At 40.3% G+C, this 22,057-nt stretch carries 18 protein-coding genes and 1 pseudogene; 1 reads left to right on the forward strand and 18 read right to left on the reverse strand.

Annotation, left to right across the window (positions count from 1 at the left end; genetic code table 11):
* Window positions 1-17 precede the first annotated feature (17 nt).
* From PH210_RS15070 to PH210_RS15110, 9 genes are all read right to left on the reverse strand, one after another.
* Window positions 18-1,490: a glycoside hydrolase family 32 protein gene (locus PH210_RS15070; RefSeq protein WP_289986609.1), complete on the reverse strand. Its 1,473-nt coding sequence runs from the start codon at window positions 1,488-1,490 to the stop codon at window positions 18-20.
* 69 nt (window positions 1,491-1,559) lie between these two features.
* Entirely contained in the window at window positions 1,560-3,008 is a 1,449-nt protein-coding gene (locus PH210_RS15075) for a sucrose-specific PTS transporter subunit IIBC (RefSeq protein WP_289986611.1), read from the reverse strand.
* 163 nt (window positions 3,009-3,171) lie between these two features.
* A complete protein-coding gene (locus tag PH210_RS15080; protein WP_289986612.1) occupies window positions 3,172-4,158 on the reverse strand; it encodes a LacI family DNA-binding transcriptional regulator in 987 nt (328 codons plus the stop codon).
* An 87-nt stretch (window positions 4,159-4,245) separates the two neighbouring features.
* A complete protein-coding gene (locus tag PH210_RS15085) occupies window positions 4,246-5,916 on the reverse strand; it encodes a glycoside hydrolase family 13 protein (RefSeq protein WP_289986615.1) in 1,671 nt (556 codons plus the stop codon).
* A 201-nt stretch (window positions 5,917-6,117) separates the two neighbouring features.
* Window positions 6,118-7,086, reverse strand: a complete 969-nt coding sequence (locus tag PH210_RS15090) for a sugar phosphate isomerase/epimerase family protein (RefSeq protein ID WP_289986616.1) — start codon at window positions 7,084-7,086, stop codon at window positions 6,118-6,120.
* Window positions 7,083-8,102 (reverse strand): Gfo/Idh/MocA family protein, encoded by a 1,020-nt coding sequence (locus tag PH210_RS15095; protein WP_289986618.1) that lies wholly within the window; start codon window positions 8,100-8,102, stop codon window positions 7,083-7,085. The genes PH210_RS15090 and PH210_RS15095 overlap by 4 nt, the downstream gene beginning before the upstream one ends.
* Complete coding sequence (locus tag PH210_RS15100; RefSeq protein WP_289986620.1) at window positions 8,099-9,133, reverse strand: Gfo/Idh/MocA family protein; 1,035 nt, start codon at window positions 9,131-9,133, stop codon at window positions 8,099-8,101. The genes PH210_RS15095 and PH210_RS15100 overlap by 4 nt, the downstream gene beginning before the upstream one ends.
* Window positions 9,134-9,135: 2 nt before the next feature.
* Window positions 9,136-9,861, reverse strand: a complete 726-nt coding sequence (locus PH210_RS15105; protein WP_289986621.1) for a ThuA domain-containing protein — start codon at window positions 9,859-9,861, stop codon at window positions 9,136-9,138.
* Window positions 9,862-9,970: 109 nt separating this feature from the next.
* Entirely contained in the window at window positions 9,971-10,729 is a 759-nt protein-coding gene (locus tag PH210_RS15110) for a sugar phosphate isomerase/epimerase family protein (protein ID WP_289986622.1), read from the reverse strand.
* Between the two features lie 122 nt (window positions 10,730-10,851).
* Between PH210_RS15110 and PH210_RS15115 the strand changes: the two genes are divergently transcribed.
* Window positions 10,852-11,628: a helix-turn-helix domain-containing protein gene (locus PH210_RS15115; RefSeq protein ID WP_289986623.1), complete on the forward strand. Its 777-nt coding sequence runs from the start codon at window positions 10,852-10,854 to the stop codon at window positions 11,626-11,628.
* A gap of 94 nt (window positions 11,629-11,722) precedes the next feature.
* Here the strand turns inward: PH210_RS15115 and PH210_RS15120 are convergent, their stop codons facing one another.
* The 9 genes and pseudogenes from PH210_RS15120 to PH210_RS15155 all read right to left on the reverse strand — a co-directional run bounded on the left by PH210_RS15120 (window position 11,723) and on the right by PH210_RS15155 (window position 21,856).
* A complete protein-coding gene (locus PH210_RS15120) occupies window positions 11,723-12,550 on the reverse strand; it encodes a carbohydrate ABC transporter permease (RefSeq protein ID WP_289986624.1) in 828 nt (275 codons plus the stop codon).
* Window positions 12,551-12,576: 26 nt separating this feature from the next.
* Window positions 12,577-13,806: an ABC transporter permease subunit gene (locus PH210_RS15125; RefSeq protein ID WP_289986674.1), complete on the reverse strand. Its 1,230-nt coding sequence runs from the start codon at window positions 13,804-13,806 to the stop codon at window positions 12,577-12,579.
* A gap of 208 nt (window positions 13,807-14,014) precedes the next feature.
* Complete coding sequence (locus tag PH210_RS15130) at window positions 14,015-15,328, reverse strand: ABC transporter substrate-binding protein (protein WP_289986626.1); 1,314 nt, start codon at window positions 15,326-15,328, stop codon at window positions 14,015-14,017.
* A 10-nt stretch (window positions 15,329-15,338) separates the two neighbouring features.
* Window positions 15,339-16,352: a LacI family DNA-binding transcriptional regulator gene (locus PH210_RS15135; protein ID WP_289986627.1), complete on the reverse strand. Its 1,014-nt coding sequence runs from the start codon at window positions 16,350-16,352 to the stop codon at window positions 15,339-15,341.
* A 227-nt stretch (window positions 16,353-16,579) separates the two neighbouring features.
* Window positions 16,580-16,711, reverse strand: a pseudogene (locus tag PH210_RS29785) (hypothetical protein); the annotation flags it as partial.
* 374 nt (window positions 16,712-17,085) lie between these two features.
* Window positions 17,086-17,439 (reverse strand): hypothetical protein, encoded by a 354-nt coding sequence (locus PH210_RS15140; protein WP_289986630.1) that lies wholly within the window; start codon window positions 17,437-17,439, stop codon window positions 17,086-17,088.
* A gap of 222 nt (window positions 17,440-17,661) precedes the next feature.
* A complete protein-coding gene (locus PH210_RS15145) occupies window positions 17,662-18,354 on the reverse strand; it encodes a DUF4145 domain-containing protein (RefSeq protein WP_289986631.1) in 693 nt (230 codons plus the stop codon).
* Between the two features lie 104 nt (window positions 18,355-18,458).
* The gene (locus PH210_RS15150) at window positions 18,459-20,039 is read right to left on the reverse strand and encodes a response regulator (RefSeq protein ID WP_289986632.1); all 1,581 of its coding nucleotides are present in this window, start codon (window positions 20,037-20,039) and stop codon (window positions 18,459-18,461) included.
* Window positions 20,036-21,856, reverse strand: coding sequence for a sensor histidine kinase (locus PH210_RS15155; RefSeq protein WP_289986633.1), 1,821 nt, complete (start codon window positions 21,854-21,856; stop codon window positions 20,036-20,038). The genes PH210_RS15150 and PH210_RS15155 overlap by 4 nt, the downstream gene beginning before the upstream one ends.
* Between the last annotated feature and the right edge of the window lie 201 nt (window positions 21,857-22,057).

Below are 22,057 nucleotides of genomic sequence, written 5' to 3' on the forward strand. Positions count from 1 at the left end.
AAATTTTAAATACTGTCCTACGAAACTGCCCATTTCACCGCATTCAGATGGACATGCCCTTCCTTGGCGAAAAATCGAATGCCAGTACTTTCTTTCTTCGGAAATATTCTGGATGTAAACACTTCTTCTCCATCGTTAATAAAGATTTCGACAGACGAAACATCAACAAAAACATGAAATTTTATTTTTTCAGCTTCTAAATGACACTTTCTTATGGTCCCAAATTTTTCGGCAAATGGCTGTCCGGAAAAGGTACGATCCAAAACAATTTTTTTAGTTGCTTTTTCATATTTAATGATGGTTTTTTCTTGTTCTCCAACACGAAGTTCAATTCCGAACTCATCAGCATCAGCGTCAGTAAATTCAGCAATTAGCTCATATGTTTCCCCATGAAAACCATCAATCGAAACACGGCCGGGCGTAATGATGGTTTCAACAGCTATTTTTTCACCTCTAAGTTTCTTAAGCTCACTGACAGGAGTTTGAATTAATTTATTCTCTCTTACCGTGATTTCTCTCGGAAGTGTTAAACAATGGGCCCAGCCATATTGATCAGTAGGGTAATCAATCTCCGGAAGCCCCATCCATCCTGCTAGAATTCTTCGTCCTTTCGGATCAAGCATCGTTTGTGGAGCATAAAAATCAAATCCACGGTCCAGCTCAGTGAAGCTGTCATGTTCAAAATTTCTTTCCTCTAATTCAAGCCTATTGCCAATAATATAGCCTGATTGATAAATATTTTGGAATTCATCCTCCTTAGGGTGTAAACCCTGTGGTGAAAAAATTAATATACCCTTATCATGAATTTCAAAATAATCGGGGCATTCCCACATATATCCAAAATGCATTAAACCAGTATTGATTTCCCCTTCAAATTTCCAGTCCATCATGTTTGGCGAGCTATACAGTAATACACATCCCGTCTCATCTGAACGCTGTGCTCCTATAACCGCATAAAAGCTTTCTCCAGATTTCCATACCTTTGGATCACGAAAATGTTCCGTATATCCATTTGGAATATTTGAAATGACCGGCTTGCCCATTTTTGTAACCATACCACTCGGATCCATTATTGCGATACATTGATACGGATTCCTGACCCATTTTTCATCACGGGTATTTCCGGTGTACATTAAATAAAGCTTTCCATTATGCTCAAGGGCGCTCCCGGAATAGGCTCCATGGCTGTCAAAATAATCATGTGGTTCAATGGCAATTCCGACGTTTTCCCAATGGACAAGATCCCTGGATTTAGTATGATACCAATATTTTAAACCGTGTATAGGTCCTAATGGAAACCACTGATAAAACAGATGATATTCACCTTCATAAAAAGAAAAACCGTTAGGATCATTTAATAGTCCCGTTTCAGGCTGAATATGGAATTTCTGCCGCCATGGGCATTCATTAACCCTTTTTGAAAGTTCTTGTATTTCCTTTTCCCCTGCTTCATCTAATCGTTTATATCTCTGTTCTTTTGTCCAATTCATTGATGCAACCTCACTTTACAACAAAGAGAGGAGAATCCTCCTCGATCCTCCATTCTTTGCTTCTTTTTATTATGCTGCAGCCTTTGAAGTTTCCTTGGCTTGTTTCGAAGCAATTCTCTTTGCCAGTACCATTGTTGTGAAAAAAGCAATCGCAAAGGAAATGGCCATTCCTAAAATATAAAACGTGATAGTGCCGGGCTTTATCGAAATTATTCCGGGAAGACCAGCCGCACCAAGGGCAATGGCTTTCACTTTAAATAATGAAATAAACGCAGAACCGGCAGCAGAACCTGCTATCGCTCCGATAAATGGATACCTAAGTTTTAAGTTCACACCAAACATGGCAGGCTCAGTAATGCCCAATAATGCGGAAATGCCGGCAGCAGATGCAACTCCTTTAATTTTGCTGTCTTTCGTCATAAGCAGAACGGCAATGGTTGCAGCTCCTTGGGCTACGTTTGACATCGCTGCAATCGGGAAAATGAAGGATCCCCCTGTCTTTGCTATGTCGGCCAGTAATTGTGTTTCAACGGCAATAAAGCTATGGTGCATACCTGTAATAACAATCGGTGCATAAACTAGTCCGAAAAGGGCTCCGCCTATGAATCCTGTTGTATCGTACATCCACACTAATCCATCCGTTAGAAAATTACCTGCGGACCGCATCACAGGTCCGACCAATGTAAATGTTAGTACACCGGTAATGAAAGTGGCTAATAGTGGTGTAAGTAAATTATCCAATGCTGATGGTACACGTTTTCTTAGAAAGGTTTCTGTTTTGGCTAAAATATAGGAAGCGGCTAGGACAGGAAGAACCGTTCCCTGATAACCTACCTTTTGAATTTCAAAGCCAAAAATTTTCCAAACAGGGATTTTCCCCTCTGCTAACGCAGCACCATATCCCCATCCATTCAATAAATCAGGATGAACCATCAGCATTCCCAATGCCGCACCAAGATAGGGATTTCCGCCAAATCGCTGGGTGGCTGAAAAGCCGATTAATACGGGAAGGAAAACGAAGGAAGCGTTGGCGAACGTATTAATGAGTGCAGCTAAATCCGCCATTTGCGGATAGGCTTGAATCAAGGATTTTCCTTCAATAAATAAGTCCGAAGCAGTTAGAACATTATTAAGTCCCATTAAGAGACCACCGGCAACAATGGCTGGAATAATAGGAACAAAAATATCAGAAAGCATTTTAACAAATTGCTGAAGCAGGTTTAATTTTTTCGCCCCTGCATCTTTTACTTCTTTGGTCGACATTTCCGTCAAGCCAGTAAAATCAGCAAATTCTTTATAAACTTTATTTACTGTTCCAGCTCCAATAATAATTTGATACTGGCCGCCAGTTGAAAAAGTTCCTTTTACGATGTCCATTTTGTCCAGTTTGACTTGATCGACTGCTCCTTCGTCATGCAGTACTAATCTTAAACGGGTTGCACAGTGGGCTGCTGCTGATACATTTTCTTTTCCGCCCAGCGCTTCAAGAATCTTACTTGCTTCATTTTTGAAATCCATTCCGTTCTCCTCCTTTTTTATAGGCTCCCTTTAGGAACCGGTTCCAAATTTACTTAAAAAAATAAATGATTTCCACTAAGATTGTTTAGGAACCGGTTCCATTTTATTTCAAAAAGAAAACCGAGTGATTGGAACCGGTTTCTAAAGAGTATTATAGTTCAGTTTAATTTAGTTTGTCAACGCTTTCTCGTTCAATAATTTCGTATTTTGATATAGTCAATTTTTCCACTTTTTCACCGTTTACCAGCCTTACAATATTTTGTGCCGCCAATTGCCCCGCTTCTTTATAATAAAACTTGGCGGTCGTTAAAGCCGGGTGTATGACTTCGGTGATTTCATAACCACCGAAACCCACAATGGAAATATCTTCCGGGACTTTTAATCCTTTTATGTAAGCTGCTTTTAACGCACCAAGCGCAATATTGTCTGTCGCACAAAACAGGATAGTAGGCTTGCATTCACTTAATATTTTTAAAGCTACTCCCATTGCATCCTTAATTTTAAAGCCCGACTCATAATAATGAACTTCACATTCTGGATAGTTCTCAATCGCAGTTGTGAACCCTGTTTTACGTTTCACTCCAACGGAAATATCTGCTTCCGTTACTCCCAAATAGGCTATTTTTCGATGACCTTTATTTAAAATATAGGTGGCCAAATCGTAGCCGGCGGAAAAATCATCATGAATAAGACTGTAGGTATGTTCATCTTGCTGGCCTACTAGAATCACAGGAATTTGAACACTGGCGAGCGCCTCCAAATGGGCTTCAGTAATGACAGTGGCAAGCAGAATAATCCCGGCAATCTTCTGACGCTCGAAACTATAAATACTTTCAATCTCTCTTTCTAAATCTTGATTAGTATTTGCGATTAACATTTGAAAGCCTTGGTCCCTTAAATGTTCATCGATGCCAATCAACGTATTGGAAGCCGCATATGAGTCAAGGCGCGGGACGATTGTTCCAATGATATTTGTTTTTTTCGCTTTTAAACTTTGAGCAAACGTGTTCGGTATATAACCAGTTTCATTAATGACCAGTTCAATTTTCTTTTTGGTCGCGTCGCTGACAGAGCCCCCGTTTAAATAGCGGGAAACCGTGCTCTTGGCAACACCAGCAATTTTGGCTATATCGGCAATGGTTTTAGTCATTAAATCTCCTCATTAATTTTGCTTTTTTACTATAGTATACACAAATATCCTTTATATTAAAAAAATGAGCCCAATCGGCCCATTTTTTTATTTTAATAGGTACACCCTTGTTTCATAGGGCTTTAATGTGAATTCTTTCCGTAATTTCTGTCCCGTTACATCATAATTATTTAGGATCAGTTCAGAAGCAGAATAGGAAACAGTGGATGGCAATTTAAACCTTGTTTCTTTTTTACTAAAATTATTAATGACAATCGCCTTCCTGCTTCCTAATTGACGCGTATAGACAAACAGTTTGGGATGGTTGGCCAGCAATAATTCATAGGTGCCGTAAACGAATAACGGATTCTCTTTTCTTAAGCAGATTAATTTTTTATAAAAAGAAAGAATGGAGTCCGGGTCTTCTAATTGTGCCGCAACGTTAATTTCCTTGTAATTTGGATTTACGCCAAGCCATGTTTGATCACCGATTGTAAATCCGCCCATATTTCCAGAACTCCATTGCATAGGGGTTCTGGAATTGTCGCGGCCTTTTTCCCAAATCACCTTCATGACCTCATCATGGGAGCGGCCTTTTGCGGTTTCAATCTTGTAATAATTAATCATGCCGACATCATTATACTCATCGATAGAAGAGAACTGGACATTTGTCATGCCAATCTCCTGGCCCTGATAAATAAACGGAGTGCCCTTCATTAGGAAATAGAGAGCGCCCAGCATTTTCGCACTTTCCTTCCAATAATCTTGGTCATTTCCCCAGCTTGATACACGGCGCGGCTGATCATGGTTTTCAATAAACAAGGCGTTCCAGCCTCTGCCTTCAAGGCCCTTTTGCCATTTTGTTAACACCTTTTTCAATTTACGAACGTCGATGGAACCGTCTGCATCTTTATCCCAAAGGTCTAAAAATTCAAATTGGAAAATCATATTGAAATAGCCATTTTCCTCTCCGACCCATTTGTCCGCATCATCAAGTCCGACACCGTTGGCTTCCCCAACCGTCATAACGTCATAGTTTTTAATTGTTTTCTCAGCGAGTTCAGAAAGGAAATCATCGATTCCGTCCACATTCATCATGTATGGAAAGCATGGTACATAATCTAAGTCTTCTGGGTTCGGCATATCCGGGAAACCTGGTTCCTTTTTAATATGAGAGATTGCATCTACACGGAAACCGTCGATCCCTTTATCCAGCCACCAATTCACCATGTTATGGAGTGCGTTTCTTACATCTGGATTCTCCCAGTTTAGATCAGGCTGTCGCGTTGAGAAGATATGCATAAAATATTGACCGGTTTCTTCATCATATTTCCAAGCGGGGCCGCTAAAAATCGATTCCCAGTTGTTTGGTTCCATACCGTCCTGGCCGTCCCGCCAAATGTACCAATCACGCTTTGGATTGTCTTTTGATGAGCGGGATTCAATAAACCATGGATGTTCATCGCTCGTATGATTGATGACCAAATCTAATATTAACTTCATGCCTCGCTGGTGAACACCTTGTAAAAGCTCGTCAAAATCGGCCATCGTTCCGAATTCTTCCATGATGTCCTGGTAATCCGAAATATCGTAGCCATTATCATCATTCGGGGATTTGTACATTGGCGACAGCCAAATGACGTCAATTCCTAATTCTTTTAGATAGTCTAGTTTTGAAGTAACACCTTTTAGGTCTCCAATCCCGTCGCCATTGCTATCCATGAAGCTGCGGGGATAAACTTGATAGGCGACAGCTTCCTTCCACCATTTTTTGTTCATTTGACACCTCTTTTTTGTAAAAAGTAAGCAGTTTTTTCAAAAAAATGATACTAGTCGCCATATAAAAGCATCTTAAATTAGTAAGAAAAAATTTTATCGGCGGTTTTTTTAGGTTTATCAGCGAATTTTCAGGGTTTATCAGCGAATTTTTTATTTTATCAGCGAATTTAGCCAATTTATCAGCGAATCGCGAAAATCCCGCTACACCCACCACATTTGTGAAACAGGTTCTTCAATTAAAACTGTCTTTAAATTATTTACTGCACGCTTAAAGCCCTCATCGATGGACATGATCGGGTCTTCATGTTCGATACTGATCACATAATCATAACCATAGGTACGGAGCGCACTCATCATGTCAGACCATTCTTTTAAACTATGACCGCAGCCGACAGAGCGGAACGTCCAAGCTCGCGTTCGGACTTCCCCATAAGGCTGCATATCCGTTAATCCATACATATTCACGTTTTCCTGATCAATGTATGTGTCTTTCGCATGGAAATGATGAATAGCCCCTTCTTTAGCCAAAATCTTGATCGCCGCCACTGGGTCGATTCCCTGCCACCATAAGTGGCTTGGATCTAAATTTGCGCCAATCGCATCGCAGGTTTCGGCACGCAATTTCAATAACGTATAGGGTGTATGAACTAAAAAGCCGCCGTGCAGTTCAAGACCAATTTTCACATTATGCTCCTTGGCAATTGCGCCGACTTCCTTCCAATAGGGAATCAGCTTTTCTTCCCACTGCCACTTTAAAACAGAGCCATTTTCATTTGGCCAGGGCGTAACAGGCCAATTTGGATATTTAGCACCCTCATGATCGCCCGCCGTACCAGAGAAACAATTTACAACTGGCACACCCAATAAGGAAGCTAGTTTAATCGTCTTTAATAATGTTTCATGCGAAGTCGCAGCAAATTCCTTTTCTGGCGAAATCGGATTACCATGGCAGCTGAAGGCGCTAATCACGAGGCCACGATCCTCAATCATCCGAAGGTACTCTCTGCGTGCTTCTTCACTTTCTAATAATGTATCTAAATCACAGTGATTATTCCCTGGATAGCAGCCTGTTCCAATTTCAACCGCATGAAGACCTGCTTCTTTCACGGTATCTAACATCTCTTCAAAGGATTTATCAGCAAATAGAACAGTAAAAACTCCTAATTTCATATTGAATTACCTCCACTCTCATAGATTCGATCAATAATGCGAGACACTTGAAGCGCCTCTTCAGGCTTTACGATTAGCTCATCCAATCCAAGACAGGCTTCGATAAAATTCTTCGCCTGGGGAACACCCGGATCTTCCTCGCCCGGAAGCCACGAAGCTTCACTGTTTAACAGCATTCCATTTTTTACAGTGTAAAGCTCAAACGGGAAAACGTTCAGACCTCCGTCCACACCTGAAATGCTGACATTCGCAAGATCGTCCTTGATATTTGCTGCCCATGAGGTTTCAAATAACAGCGATGCCCCATTGTCAAATTTCAAATAGGCAGTGACGTGGTCATCGACATTAAAGGTTTCATGATCAAACGTACCCCATTGGTTTACTTGATTAGGCATTTTACTTAATGCGTTATACGCGCTGCCTGACACGGCCGTTTCCTTTGGATTTCCCATGAGCCATAGGGCTAAATCAAGAAGATGGCAGCCGAAATCGATGAGGCTTCCGCCGCCTTGAAGCTCTTTATTAGTAAAAACGCCCCAGCCCGGTACTTTACGGCGTCTTAGAGCTTGGACTCTGGCCACCAGTGGGGCCCCCACTTCACTCATTGCCATTTTGGCTGCCTGAGCTTCCTTCATGAACCGGTAATGATAAGCAATCGCTAGGACTTTTCCCGCTTTTTGAGATGCAGCAATCATTGCTTCGCACTCTTCTGCGTTCAACGCCATCGGCTTCTCACATAGAACATGAACTCCGGCCTCAAAGGCAGCAACGCTAATCTCAGCATGAAATTTATTTGGTGTACAAATACAAACCGCATCGACCTTGGAAAATAGCTGAGTATAATCCTCAAACGCATTAGGGATATTGTATTTTAACGCGATTTTGCTGGCTCGTTCCCTATTTACATCACTTACAGCTGTTATTTCACAAATATCATCCAATTGAAGAAAAGCTGGGATATGGCGGCCTTGGGCAATCCCTCCAACCCCGATTATTCCAATTCGCAGCTTATTCATTGCTCTATCACTCTAACAATTTGTTTTGTTTCATTTGACTCGAGTGCGGCTAAAATAACTGATAAAGACTTCATGCCCTCCACACCCGGTACCGGCGGCTCTACGTCTTGAATGATAGATTCTACAAATTTTTCAATTACGTGGGAATTATTCTGCCCGCCTTCATCATTCGACTGGATTTTTCCAAGCTCATATTTGACCACTTCACCATTCGCATATTGAACAACGAGTGAATGGATGGGATCGTCCTCTAATCGAAGAATAGCTTTTTCTCCATAGATAATTGTAGAATTATCTTCCTTACTGACATACGCCCAGCTTGCCGCAAGAGTACCAATGATACCGCTTTCTGTTTTCAACACACACACGGCATTATCATCGACATCCGCGAAATCTTTAGCACTCGTTTCTACAAACGAACCCACTTCAGCTATTTCTTCGCCTAATAAGTACCTTAATAAATCGGTCTTATGAACGCCTAAATCACCCATCGCTCCAACGAATGCTTTTTCTTTTTGGAAAAACCATCCTTCTTTTCCTTCTACACTCCAGCCTTCAGGGCCGCCATGCCCAAATGCCGTACGGAAACTGTAAATTCTACCGATTTCTCCGGTCTCAATTAACTGGCGGGCTTTTCGGTGAGACGGCACGAAACGTTGATTATGTGCAATCATCAGCTTTTTGCCGCTCGCTTCCGCAGCAGCAATCATGTCTTCCGCTTCCATTCGAGATGTAGCCATCGGTTTTTCACAAAGCACATGTATACCGGCATTTAATGCTGCAATCGAAATCGGAGCATGAAGATAGTTAGGGGTACAGACGCTGACTGCGTCTACACCGCCGCTCTTCAATAACTCTTCATAATTTGTGTAAGCAACGACGCCGTATTTTTCTGCCACAGCCTTTGCACGTTCTTCATTAAGATCACAAACAGCAACAAGCTCCACGTTTTTATTAGCAATATATTCAGGAAGATGACGATGCTGGGCAATGCTGCCGCATCCAATAACGCCGACTCTTAATGTTTCCATTGTTATTTCACGCCTCCAATAACTTCGAGTGGTTTTGCATTTCCGTAAACTGGGCGTTCACGTTTAACAGGCTGGGCCCAGTTTACAGCATTGGTGATAACACGCTGAATTTGTCGGTTATGATAGGTCGGATACGTTTCATGACCCGGCCGGAAGTAAAACACTTTTCCATTTCCGCGCTTGAAGGTACAACCACTGCGGAATACTTCCCCGCCTTCAAACCAGCTTGTAAAAATAAGCTCATCAGGCTGCGGGATGTCAAAGTGCTCCCCATACATTTCTTCCTTCTCTAATTCAATATATTCAGAGATTCCTTCCGTAATCGGATGACTTGGGCTAACAACCCAAAGACGCTCTTTTTCATCGGCTTCACGCCACTTTAGATCACAGCTCGTTCCCATTAAGGTTTTAAAAATTTTAGAAAAATGGCCGGAGTGAAGAACAATCAGTCCCATACCATCAAGGACACGCTGCTGCACTTTTTGGACAATTTCATCTTTTACTTCGCCATGAGCTAAATGGCCCCACCAAATTAATACATCGGTACCTGCTAGCACTTCATCAGTCAAGCCATGCTCAGGCTCATCAAGAGTTGCCGTTCCTGTTTCGAATCCTTCTGCTTTAAGGAATTCTGCGATTGTACCATGGATCCCGTTTGGATAAATATCTTTTACTACCGGATTTTTTTGTTCGTGACGGTTTTCATTCCATACAGTTACTTTCAACATGAGTTACAACTCCTTTTAATCTTTCACTTTACCTACTATTTTAGAGAATAAGAGAATTAATGAAACAGCTTACATTGACACATAGGGTGGAAAATATTAAACAAGATTCTTATTGAGTTTTCAGCATCTTCAAGTAATTCAAACTGATTTCAATGCTTTCGAAGGGAGAGCGCCGGCTCATATCCTGCTCGACTATCCACCATTGAACGCCGTTTTCTGCCCCTGTTTTTAGTACTGCTTCGATATCAACACCACCTGTGCCTAGCTCCGCAAAAAATTGTTCTCCATCTGTTGTCATGTCTTTCAGGTGAATGAGCGGTAATCTATGTTTATAACGATTCATCCACTCCACCGGGTTTTCTCCCGCTTTTGTAAGCCAATATACATCCAGCTCCGCCTTCAGATTGTTCGCGTTTGTTCGATCAAAAATTCCTTCGAGTATGGTCATGCCATTGGACAGACGCTCAAGTTCAAAATCATGGTTATGATAGCAAAGGGTGATACCTTCCCTGCGGCTTGTTTCCCCCGCTTGATCCAAAATTGAAATAAGAGCTTTGTAATCTTCTTTGCTGCGGCGGTCTGGCATTAAGTAAGGGCACACCACATAGCTGCTTCCTATTATTTTCTGATCTTCAATAACCTTGAAAAGATTATTTTCCAATTCTTCCAGAGGTATATGACTGGCTGCAGCCTGAAGCCCAAGCTCATCCAATAACACTTTGACTTGTTTTGCAGTCAATCCGCCAAACCCAGCGAATTCAACGCCATCGAAGCCAAGCTCCGCTACTTTTTTCAAAGTACCAGCAAAATCTTTCTCGCATTCGTTCCGCAATGTATACAATTGTACCGCTATAGGAATCTTTGCCATCATCCAACCTCCATTACATTTCTTATTTGATTACATCTTATAAGGTGTACTAGCGAATAAACATAGATGATATAATGAAAACATCTACTATTTTGCTATTTTTATTGGAACTGAGTGAGTATATGACAACAAACATATTATTTTGCGGCTATTCTTATCACACAAATGGATATCATTCCCAATATAAATCCGGGTATCCGGTCTATCTTTTCCGCCTGCAAACAGAAGGGCTGTGCGAAGTTGTGGCAAAAGGGAAAAAAATAGAGCTCGGGAAAGGGGACCTCCTGCTCATTAAACCAGGGGACCACTATGAACTGCTGGTAAAGGAAGGCCAAAATAGTGGAGACTATCACTTGGGCTGTGAAGGTCCATGGATCGACGAATGGTGGAACCGCTCAGAAAAACCTGCTGTCTCCAGAATCGACCTTGATGAAAAACTGCTTACCTTATGGCGCCATATCATGATTGAAAAACGCCGGCCAGTTTCCAGCCAAAACGAAGAGCTCACAGGCTATTTGCTGCGGGCGCTCTGTTTATCTCTGGAAAGAGCTGCGGGCGAAACGGTCCCAACGTTCCATCATCCGTATACGGTTACACGGATGATGCGCTACATCGAAGAACATGCCACACTCTCTTTCAGAGTGGAGGATGTGGCCCGGCATGCCGGCCTTAGCGTCTCCAGGTCCGTTCATCTTTTCAAAAGCAGCGTCGGGAAAACAATGATAGAATACATGCAGGAAATCAGGCTATCCGCGGCCATCGAGCAAATGAAATATACGACAATGACGCTAGAACAGATTGCTATAAATTGCGGCTTCGGAACCTACCCATATTTCCACAAAGTATTTAAAAAGAAGTACGGCATGTCTCCCGGAACCTACAGACGTCAAGATTATTAGAATAAGAGAAATTCATAATACTAAAAAACAACACGCAGTCGAAACTCTTAAAAAGCGAAGTGCTTTAAGTCTTTGCCTATGTAACAAATACAGATTATTCCTTTACTGATCCAGAGGTTAAACCAGAAACAATCCTCCGCTGGAAAATCAGGACCATAATAACTAATGGGACACTTACCACTACTGTTGCTGCTGCGATTTCACCCCATGGAATGGTAAATTGCCCCTGGAACATCGCAATTCCAATCGGTACGGTCTTATACTTTTCATCTGTGTTGATGGTAAGGGCAAAAAAGAACTCATTCCATGCTGCAATAAAGACAAGGATAGCGGTGGTAAATATTCCTGGTACAGCAAGCGGCATAATGACTTTCCAGTAGGTTTGCATTAAGGAAGCCCCGTCTATTTTTGCCGCCTCTTCGAGATCCAAAGGAATTTTACGGAAAAACGTTACCAGGATCCAGATTGAGAGCGGAAGGGTGAATGTTGTATAAGGTATGATCAATCCTAAATAGGAATTGGTAAGCCCAAGATTCTTCAGGAAGATAAAAATCGGTGTTATCGTCGCAATTTGCGGAAACATGGAAACAGATAACACAATTCCAAGAATGAAGGTTTTCCCTTTAAAATCAAGTCTGGCAATGGCATAGGCAGCAAAAGAGGCCACGCAAACCGTGTACACAGTCGTCACGGTAGCAACAACGGTACTATTCCATAAATATCGTAAAAACGGGTGGTCAACAAAAACTGAGACGTAATTCTCCAATGTTGGATGTGAGGTATATGGAGTAAATGCCTTGTCCCCAAACAATTCTGCAGCCGGTTTGACCGAACAAATCAGCATCCACAGGAATGGAAACATGACAACAAACACAAACACTACGAGAAACACATAAAAGAATGGACTTGCTTTTTTCTTCATGGTAAACTTCCTCCCTTAATCAATCCCTATCTGTCATTAAGCAGGTCTCTGCCCAAAAACTTGATATATATCATTGAAATGATCGCTACACAGATAAACACAATGACAGAAAGAGCAGATCCATCACCAAAATTCGTTTGATTGAACATCACTTTATAAGCGAGGATTGAAATGGTTTCCGTGGAATTGGCAGGCCCGCCGCCGGTTAGAACATAAATCAGGTCAAAAACACGGAAGGCATCAAGCGTTCTAAACAGGAGTGCAACAAGTATACTTGACTTTAATAATGGTAATGTTATTTTCATAAATTGTTTCCATTTGCCAGCACCATCAATCGCGGCTGCTTCATAAAGTGAATCGGGAATGGTTTGAAGCCCTGCCAATAACAGCAATGACATATAGGGAGTGGTTTTCCAAACATCAGAAAAGATGACCGAAAACATCGCACCAGTATCTGTAACAAGCAGTTTCTCCATGTTATCAACCAGCCCAAAATCGGCAAAAATTTTGGCGACTATCCCATTTTGCCCATCATATAAAAACTTCCACATCAGGGCGGAAACAGCAGTTGGAATCGCCCATGGTATCAGGATGCTTGCCCTGATTATACCGCGGCCAAAGAAAGCTTTATTGATTAATAGCGCAATGGCTAATCCAAGAACTAGCTCAATTAAGACGGAGATGATCGTAAATGTAGTCGTATTTCCAATCGCCTTCCACATTCTGCTTGTTGTTAGATTATCTTTATAATGTTGTAAACCGATAAAGTTGGGCTGAATGAGCGCATCCCCGAACCCAGCGGCTAAACCTGTAAGTTTCTTTTCTTGAGAAAACTTAATGGAAACGGACATTTTCTTAATTTTGTCATTTATTATTTTCGCCGTTTTTTCATATTCTTTTGCCATGTTTCTATCAATCTCAGTAATACTTACATCAGGGTTTACCTGTTCAAAATTCATTAATCTATCATTTATAGAATCATATTTTGCGTTGATATTGGAATTCCTTTGAAGCTTTTTATCAAGTGACTGCAGTTTTTCCTTTATTGATTGAAGCTCTTCGGCGCCATTCCCATTCTTGATTTCATTGTCAATGGCTCCGATTAAAAACGGATAGTTATTCAGATATCGTTCCAGGTTGAGGTTATAGCTTAAGTGGACTTCCGATTTTGTGGGATTGTTTAATTTTAAATCAAACAAACTAAAATAAAATGATTGCAATACAGGCCAAATCGCGATAAGAAAAATTAAAATCATGGCAGGTGCAACAAGATAATACCCTGCCGTTTTCTCAGTAAAAAGTTTTTTCCTTTTCTTTGCAGGGGTTACTGAATTCTTTATAATCGGTACTTGATTTTCATCTATCTCTACTTTCAGGGTACTATTTTTCATGTTTCCCCCTCCTCCTTTAGCGATAAAACGGATTAGCCTCCAATCTGAAGGCTAATCACATGTCTCCATAGGGTTATTTTTTAAGGACTTCCTTCATTTCTTTTTCCATATTTTGCGCCGCTTGTTCAACTGTTTGCTCCCCTGCAATCGCTTTAGATACATTAATTTGAATAATCTCTGAAATTTCAGGGTAATTCGGAGCTACTGGCCGGGAAATCGCAGCACTTAAACCATCTACGAAGCCTTTATCAGCAAAGGTTGGGTTTGCTTTAAGAATCTCTTGATCTTGGTAAAGCTTTGTAATCGTTGGGGCATGACCGCCGTAAATTGCATCGATTTTTTGACCCTCTGCACCGGCCATGAATTTTAAGAATTCCCATGCTTCCTTCGGATGCTTGGAATACTTGTTGATACCTGCCATCCAGCCGCCCAGCGCCGCTGCAGATCCTTTGTCTCCTGCCGGAAGCGGCGCTACGCCAACTTGTCCGACAATTTTAGACTTTTCCTTGTCATTTGCACTTGCATATTCATATGGCCAGTTACGTAAGAATACAGTTTGGCCTTCAATAAAGGCTTGGTCTGATTCTATTTCAGTAAAGGTTGTGACGTTGCCTGGTACTACATCGGACTTGGCGACTTCTACCAGCTTCTTCAATCCTTTGATGGCTTCAGGACTATTTACAGCGACGTTGCCATCTTTATCGATAAATGCTCCGCCATAGGAGGCAACAAATTCTACAGCGTTACATACAAGCCCTTCATACTGCTTCGATTGAAATACATAGCCGAATTTCGTGTTGCCCTGCCCTTTCTTGGCCTTCGCCTGTGCCAATAGCTCATCCCACGTTTTTGGCACTTCATTTGGTTTAACCAAGTCTTTTCGATAGTATAGTAGACCGGCATCGACAAATTTAGGAAGTGCCCATTGATTGCCGTTGAACTGAGCAGCCCCTAAGGCACCTTGGTTATATTCATTTAAATCGATGCCATCCTGCTGAATGAAACGGTCAAGCGGAAGTACATAGCCAGCCTGGGCAAATTCGGCAGGCCAAATGACATCCATATCAATAACATCGATTTCAGAAGATTTTGCATTAAAAGCCGTAATATAGGCATCATGCTGCTGCCCGGTATCAGAAGGCATTTCCCGGAACTCTACATCAATATTTGGATGGGATTTTTCAAATGCTTCTACCATCTTTTCGGTTCCTTTTGTTACATCTTTACCGCGCGCATACACAATTTTAACTTTTTGCTCAGTTGCCGGTTTGTTTTTGTCCCCATCCGGCTTTTCCTTTGTGCTGGTTTGATCGGAACTACAGGCAGCAAGGGCCAACGATAATGTAGCAAATACGGCTATTAGTTTTGCTCTTTTCGACTTATTCATGTTTTTCCCCCTATATTGAAATCGATTTCAATTTTGACATCGTTGAATCTCTAATTACCAGATCATAGGGTAATAGAATCTCCTGGTGCTTGGTGTCCTTTTTATAGGCAATTAAATCAATCAGCACTTCCATTGCTGTCTTTCCTAATTCTTCGATTGGCTGCCTAATCGTTGTCAGGGAAGGTTCTACTACCTTGGCGATTGGCTGGTCATCAAATCCGATGACGGCAATATCATCCGGCACTTTTTTACCAAGTGCCTTTGCCGCCATGATCATTCCGGCAGCAACCTGGTCACTTCCTGTAAAGACAGCTGTAGGTGCTTCTCTTAAATTCAAAATCGTCCTTAATACCCTTTTGCCATCCTCAATATCGAAGACATTTGAAAACATCCATTCCTCTTCGACCAATAGTCCTTGATCTGCCATAGCTTTTCGGTATCCGGCCTGTCTATCCTTAGCCAAGTTGCTCTTATCGCCGCAGGTACACGCAATTCTCTTATGGCCTTGTTCTATCAAATGCCGTGTTCCTATGTAGCTGGCTTCAAATTGATTCATCCGGATGATTGGCACCTTGGTGTGTCTTTCATATTCATTGCATAAAACCATGGGGCCGAACGCTGAAAATGGTTCAATTTGTTTCCACTCGTTTTCATAGGAAGTCAATATAAGACCATCTACTTGCTTTGTTCTTAATAGCTCCAGAAAATCCAGTTCCTTTTGTTTGCTATATCTCGTTTGGCAAATAAGTAACTGAAGTTGGTTCTTAGTTGCTACCATATCCATGGCTTCCAGCAAATAAGCAAAAAATGGATTAGTAAGCACTGGAACTAATATGGCAATCGTGTCTGTTTTTTGATTCCGCAGCCTTTGAGCAGTTGAATTTGGAACATAATTTAACCACTCCATCGCTTCGCGAACTAACCTTTTCTTGTCTTCTGTCACATTTGGATGATTATTAAGCACCCTTGAGACGGTAGCCCTTGAAAGCCCTGCTCTTTTTGCTACATCGGCAATCGTTGCCAAACAAAATCCCCCCCTTTTCCCTCCTTTGTGAAAGACGTTTTCCTACGTTGTAATCGATTTCAGAAAACGGTTACAATATCACTTTAATGGATTTGGAAAATAAATTCAATATTTTTTCAGAATAATCATATAATTCAGAACTATTTAGTTTTCCTAATTATATTGCTATGTTAGATATATTTTACTAATAAAATTTACCCCCTTTGATTTTCATTTATAATGTCATTTTAATCTTTCATTTCCGGGGATTTAATTGTTAGCCCTGTACGAACAATGGAAACATGGGGGTATACACGCACCTCATGTTCAGGGAATACATCTTCCCACTTTTCCCCATACTCTTCTCTCCAGGCTTTCGGATTTTTACTTCTTCTTTTTCATCCTAAAAACTCCTTATCTAGTATTGGTATTTTTGAATTCGCTGATAAAACTCTTCTATCCGCTGATAAATGGGTTGGATTCGCTGATAAAAGCTTAAAATCCGCTGATAAACCCGTTAAATCCGCTGATAAAGTGCACTTTTACACTTTTAGGGGTGTAAACTTTATTGAAAACAAATCTGCTTACGAAAAAAGCCAAAAAAAAGACCTAAAATGGGCAAGGATATGTACACAAAGGTACAAACTGTCCTTAACACATTTTAGGTCTTGCCTGCTAACCAGTCGCAATCCTGCATATGTTGAATTTCACATGATTATTCTAGGTTATTTGATCTTATCTATCAAGATTCGATTTACTTATTTATGGCCACAGGTACATTCACATCATCAATGTTAATATGTCCCCAGCCGCCTGTTTCATAGTCTACAACCTTGATGTATAACTCTTCGCCTATATAATCCGAAGCATCCCAGTAGACCCTTCGATAGGCTTCCCAGTTGCCGCCCGTTTCCTTCATTAACTCCTTGCAGTCTGAAGCCCGTACCAGTGCAATATAAAGCCTGTCGATATTTGCTCCGCCGCCGATAAGGAAATCGATTTTTCCGTTGCCGCCTAACGCAAAGTTCGCAGATTTTAAGACGCCTGTCAGGGAATCTCCGCCTTTTTCCCCATTAAAGACCCATAAATGGTATCGATCCGGGTCCATTCGGTCTGAGGCCTGGTTAAATGGTTTGGAAACGTTTCAACGTTTTTTTCAGAAAAATAAAATAATTTATTGAATTATTTTTCGTTCATTCTTGTTTTTTCATAAAAATTTTTCAGGAAGACAGCGCGCTTCTTTCTATCCATATATCCTTCTGACTCAACCTAACCGTTTTTGGTAATAAACAACTCACTCGTTTCTTATCAACAAGAGTTTTTGTATACTTTAATGGTGGATATTCTTTGCTATTTTATTATGTGTGACCTCAATTTTCCCTGGCAGGACAAATAGATACTCAATTAAGCTTTCTAATAAGTCCATTAGTAGTGAGGTCGTTTCATAGTCCATATCCGTTTCTAATTCAAGCATCTGATGTAATGAACCATCAGCTGCCAATAAATGGCTAAGGGATTGTATCGGCTTTGCCAAATTAACATGGTTAGGCAGGGATTCAAGCTGCTGTGACAAGGGCTGGCCTTTACTTTTTTCACCTAGAAAATGTTTTAGAATACTTTCAATCACTCTCTTTGACATAACGGCAGTGGCCGAATTTTCCCTGGATTGATGGACATTTATTGCTGAACGGTAGGCTCTGATAAGATCCTTTGGTATATTAGGCAAATTTTCTATTTGATTAATGGGATGTCTTGATGCTTGAAGGTCATAAATATATGTATCAGCATGTTCGCCCTGTTCATCCTGTCCTTCCCTAGTCATAATGATGAATACGGCAGATTGTTTACATTGCGGACAACTGCACTCCGTTACTAAGCCGTTTTTACTGCTCTGGTAATTTGCATTCAGCAAAAATTCAGTTGTTTTCCGGCATTCTGGGCACTCACATTGAATACTTTTTGGGATTTTTAAATTTCCATATTTAATATAAGAATTGATGGACCCTGGATTTATTTTTCTCATTCGAATTGCCCCCTCTATTCCGTATAAAACAATACCCATATTTTCTCCCTATTTAGGAAAAAGTAACAATAAAAAAAGAGCAGTGGATTGATTCCCTGCTCTGCTCATGTGAAACTTTCCCGGTATTCATTGGGTGTAACACCCTCCACCTTTTTGAACACCTTGCGAAAATATTTGTCATCCTGATAGCCAATCATACCCGCAATATCGTAGATTTTTAGCTGGCGGTTTTTCAATAACGCTTTTGCTCTTTCCATCCGAATTTTCACAACATAGTCAGAAATATTTACATTAAATTCTTGTTTAAATTTCCTTGAGATATATTCTCGGCTTATATAAAAATGGTCGGAAATCTCTTGAAGCTTCACATCCCGGTTGAAATTGACCTGCAGGTATTTCTCAATATCATAAATAATGTTACTGTTTTTCTGCTGGGTACTCCTCTTTACTTTTTTCAAAAAGATGAAAATCTCGCGCAGTTTCCTTTGTTTGTATTCTTCCAACTTAAAAACACCGTATTCATTGAAAAATGAACCAACGCGTTTCTCAATATTTTCAGATGCATTAAATAAAAGGTTATAAGTCTTAAACCATTTTCGGCTAATGACTAAATATTCATTTTCAAACTGCAGCAACTGGCTTAACGCTAAATATCCTTTCTCCGTATAATCGTTTTCTATTTGTTTAATGACTTCATCAAATGCCTCAATTTCACCAGCTTGTACAGCAAGTTCGATACTCGAAGAATAGGACATGAGATTACGGAGGGCATCGGTTTGCAAAACATCCGCGCGATAAATACGGTTTTCTTTCCTCTCTAAAATATTACTATTTAATAAGACCTGCTTCGCATGTTGATAGGAATCAATCAATTTCGTGCTTTCTTGAACAGGCTTTCCAATCGCAATTGGGCAAGAAACATCCATGGCATTTCTGAGTGACTGATAAATTTGGGTGAGAAGTACGTCAATATGCTTGAACCTCTTCCAAAAGATAATGACGATTTCGCCTTTATTAGATAAATAACGGAACCCGATTCCACAATCATTTTCCAGCAATATTTCATTAATCACATTCAAGATCGTAAAATAGGTTAAATCTCTGTCTCCCTGAAATGTCTCGATTGTTTTTCCATTAATTTTAACAAGAGCAACTAAATAATTTTGCGAAAGATGAAATCCAAATTCTTGATAATCACCATCTTTCATATTGTCGCCATTCAAAAACTGTGTCAGCTTACGATCCCGATAAACGGGCTTCATTTGATTGATTAATTGCGAGCTGCTCTCTTTTTTCTTTCGATCTGCTTCTTCCTTCTTCCATTCCATTACAGCCTTCTCCAGAGTCTGATTTAGGATTTCTGGATCAATTGGCTTTAATAGATAGTCAACACTGCCGAAATGAAGAGCTTTTCGCATATAGTGGTAGTCATCGTATCCGGTAACAACGATTGTTTTGCTGTTTGGTTGATTATCTTTAATCCATTCCAAGAGCTGGGTACCGTCCATTTTCGGCATTTTCATATCGGAAAAAATAATCTCCGGTTTAATCTTCTTGATGAGCTGTATCGCTTCTTCTCCATTCCCCGCCTCAAAAGTTTCCTTAATGCCATTCTGCTCCCATTCTCCCAGCAGCTTAATTCCATCCCGGACATGTTTTTCATCATCGACGATTAAAACCTTCATGACTGATCCACCTCTTTTGGTATTTCTTTTGGAATCTTAATAGTAACGGTAAAACCGCCCTCATTTCCGCTTTCTACAGTCATAGTTGCTTGATTACTGTAATAAATCTGCAAGCGATCATAAATATTTTTCAGGCCAATCGTTTCTCTATTCTTCTCTTCCTTTGAAACTCCTTGGAACAATTCCTCATGAATATGATTTAGCTGCTCTTCTGATACTCCGATTCCATTATCTTTAACACTAATGCAAATCATATCGTCAGCCTGAAGGAAGCCTTCGATATAAATGATGGCTTTCTCCACCTGTTGATCAAAGCCATGTTTAAAACAGTTTTCCACAATGGGCTGCAAGATCATTTTTGGAACATGCAGGTCTTCCACTTCCTTTTGGATGTTCAGGGAAAAATCAAGCTGCTCCTCAAAGCGTTGTTTTTGCAGCAATAGATAGGAATTCACATGCTTTATTTCGGAAGATAGCGGCACAATATCCTCCTTCATATTCATACTGTACCTCATGATAGTGGACAATGAGGTCAGCAAGGAATAGACCGGCACGGCTTTTAATTTTAACGCTAACGTGCCAATTGACTGAAACGCATTATATAAAAAATGCGGATTGATTTGTGATTGAAGCACCCTTAACTGGGAGGATTTATTTTCAATTTCCAATTTATATTCCCGTTCAATTAATTCATTGATTTTGGAAATCATTAATTTGAAGTGCCTGCCAAGCATCCCAATTTCATCGTTTCCAAGTGTTTCAAAGTCAGCTTCAAATTTACCGTTCTCGACTTTCTTCATATTGGCAATCAATACTTTTATCGGAGCCGTAAGCCTAAAGGAAATGAATAATGTAGCCATTAAAACAATAAAAAGCGTGATAATAGCAATCAAAATATTAGTGAGTACCGTTTGTCTCGCACTTTGGTAAAGGACATCATAAGGAATTCGTTTAACTATATACCAATTCTTAAAGGAGTTAGAGAAATTCTCATAAACGATTACCCCGGAGAATTGTTTATCCTTCCATTCGAGACTTTTACCCGCCTTGGGTTTCTTTTTCACTTGCTGAAACCACTTTGCCTTATTTTCCTTTCCAATTTCAGCATTATTTGAAGAGTATACAATCACTCCATTTTCATTCATGATATATAGGTCTTCTGTACCCTCCGTATACAATCTGCCGGCAATATCACCAATTTTTGAAAGATTAATGTCAATCGACAAAAAACCTAAAAACTTGTCCGAAGGAACATCCCTTAGGATATTATGAAAGCTTAATACATCCACCTTTTGGGAGCTAGGAATAACGGAAATATTGTTATAACTATAAATTTCATGCGGCGGCTCAATAACCGAAAAGCTGCCCAAGCGATTTAACCGGGCATAATAAGGATGAGAAAAGATCTGTTCGTAGGTCCCCCGGCCGCTTATTGTAGAGTGATAGTTGGTATAAGAATCTTTTTCCTTATCAATATAAAGATGCATTTGTTCAATTTCAGGCCTTGAATTAAATAAATACGCTAAAGCTCTGCGTACTTCTTCCTGATTATAGGTTAAGTTTCGTGAAATCCCATCTCTCATTACATTCATAAAGGGAGTGTAGCGATAAAGAACCGTTGACATTTGCGCCACATCTTCTAAATATGTAGACAGTTCTTGCTCTCCTTTTACAATCAGGTCATGATTAGTGGAAACAAAACGTTCATTGAGTAACTTCGTTGTTTGATTGTATGTAAATGCATTTGCGATTCCGAATGGGAGAATAATGACAGCCATTAATGTGACAATAAGTTTTTTACGAATACTCCATTGCATTATCTATTCCCCCTCACGCGGATCGCTTCATTAAGACTCCAGTAAAATATTTGCTCTCATTTTAGCATATTTCTATTTATTCTTTCATAGTGGAATTTTCATCTAAATTTTTAGTCAGTTCAATATTTTCCACCCTAGTGGTCAATGTAAGCCGTTTCATAATTTTATAGAATCTCTAAAATGAAATTATAGGAGGTGCAG

Source organism: Paenibacillus sp. BSR1-1, from assembly GCF_030403775.1.
In the GTDB taxonomy this organism is placed as follows: domain Bacteria; phylum Bacillota; class Bacilli; order Bacillales; family Cytobacillaceae; genus Neobacillus.

Bases quoted from the DNA above. Each gene is read 5' to 3' on its own strand.
- PH210_RS15150 (WP_289986632.1), bottom strand. From the start codon at position 20,039: ATGAAGGTTTTAATCGTCGATGATGAAAAACATGTCCGGGATGGAATT.
- PH210_RS15075 (WP_289986611.1), bottom strand. From the start codon at position 3,008: ATGGATTTCAAAAATGAAGCAAGTAAGATTCTTGAAGCGCTGGGCGGA.
- PH210_RS15085 (WP_289986615.1), bottom strand. From the start codon at position 5,916: ATGAACAAAAAATGGTGGAAGGAAGCTGTCGCCTATCAAGTTTATCCC.
- PH210_RS15095 (WP_289986618.1), bottom strand. From the start codon at position 8,102: ATGAATAAGCTGCGAATTGGAATAATCGGGGTTGGAGGGATTGCCCAA.
- PH210_RS15155 (WP_289986633.1), bottom strand. From the start codon at position 21,856: ATGCAATGGAGTATTCGTAAAAAACTTATTGTCACATTAATGGCTGTC.
- PH210_RS15125 (WP_289986674.1), bottom strand. From the start codon at position 13,806: ATGATTTTAATTTTTCTTATCGCGATTTGGCCTGTATTGCAATCATTT.
- PH210_RS15105 (WP_289986621.1), bottom strand. From the start codon at position 9,861: ATGTTGAAAGTAACTGTATGGAATGAAAACCGTCACGAACAAAAAAAT.
- PH210_RS15110 (WP_289986622.1), bottom strand. From the start codon at position 10,729: ATGGCAAAGATTCCTATAGCGGTACAATTGTATACATTGCGGAACGAA.
- PH210_RS15145 (WP_289986631.1), bottom strand. From the start codon at position 18,354: ATGAGAAAAATAAATCCAGGGTCCATCAATTCTTATATTAAATATGGA.
- PH210_RS15140 (WP_289986630.1), bottom strand. From the start codon at position 17,439: ATGGACCCGGATCGATACCATTTATGGGTCTTTAATGGGGAAAAAGGC.
- PH210_RS15120 (WP_289986624.1), bottom strand. From the start codon at position 12,550: ATGAAGAAAAAAGCAAGTCCATTCTTTTATGTGTTTCTCGTAGTGTTT.
- PH210_RS15090 (WP_289986616.1), bottom strand. From the start codon at position 7,086: ATGAAATTAGGAGTTTTTACTGTTCTATTTGCTGATAAATCCTTTGAA.
- PH210_RS15070 (WP_289986609.1), bottom strand. From the start codon at position 1,490: ATGAATTGGACAAAAGAACAGAGATATAAACGATTAGATGAAGCAGGG.
- PH210_RS15130 (WP_289986626.1), bottom strand. From the start codon at position 15,328: ATGAATAAGTCGAAAAGAGCAAAACTAATAGCCGTATTTGCTACATTA.
- PH210_RS15100 (WP_289986620.1), bottom strand. From the start codon at position 9,133: ATGGAAACATTAAGAGTCGGCGTTATTGGATGCGGCAGCATTGCCCAG.
- PH210_RS15080 (WP_289986612.1), bottom strand. From the start codon at position 4,158: ATGACTAAAACCATTGCCGATATAGCCAAAATTGCTGGTGTTGCCAAG.
- PH210_RS15115 (WP_289986623.1), top strand. From the start codon at position 10,852: ATGACAACAAACATATTATTTTGCGGCTATTCTTATCACACAAATGGA.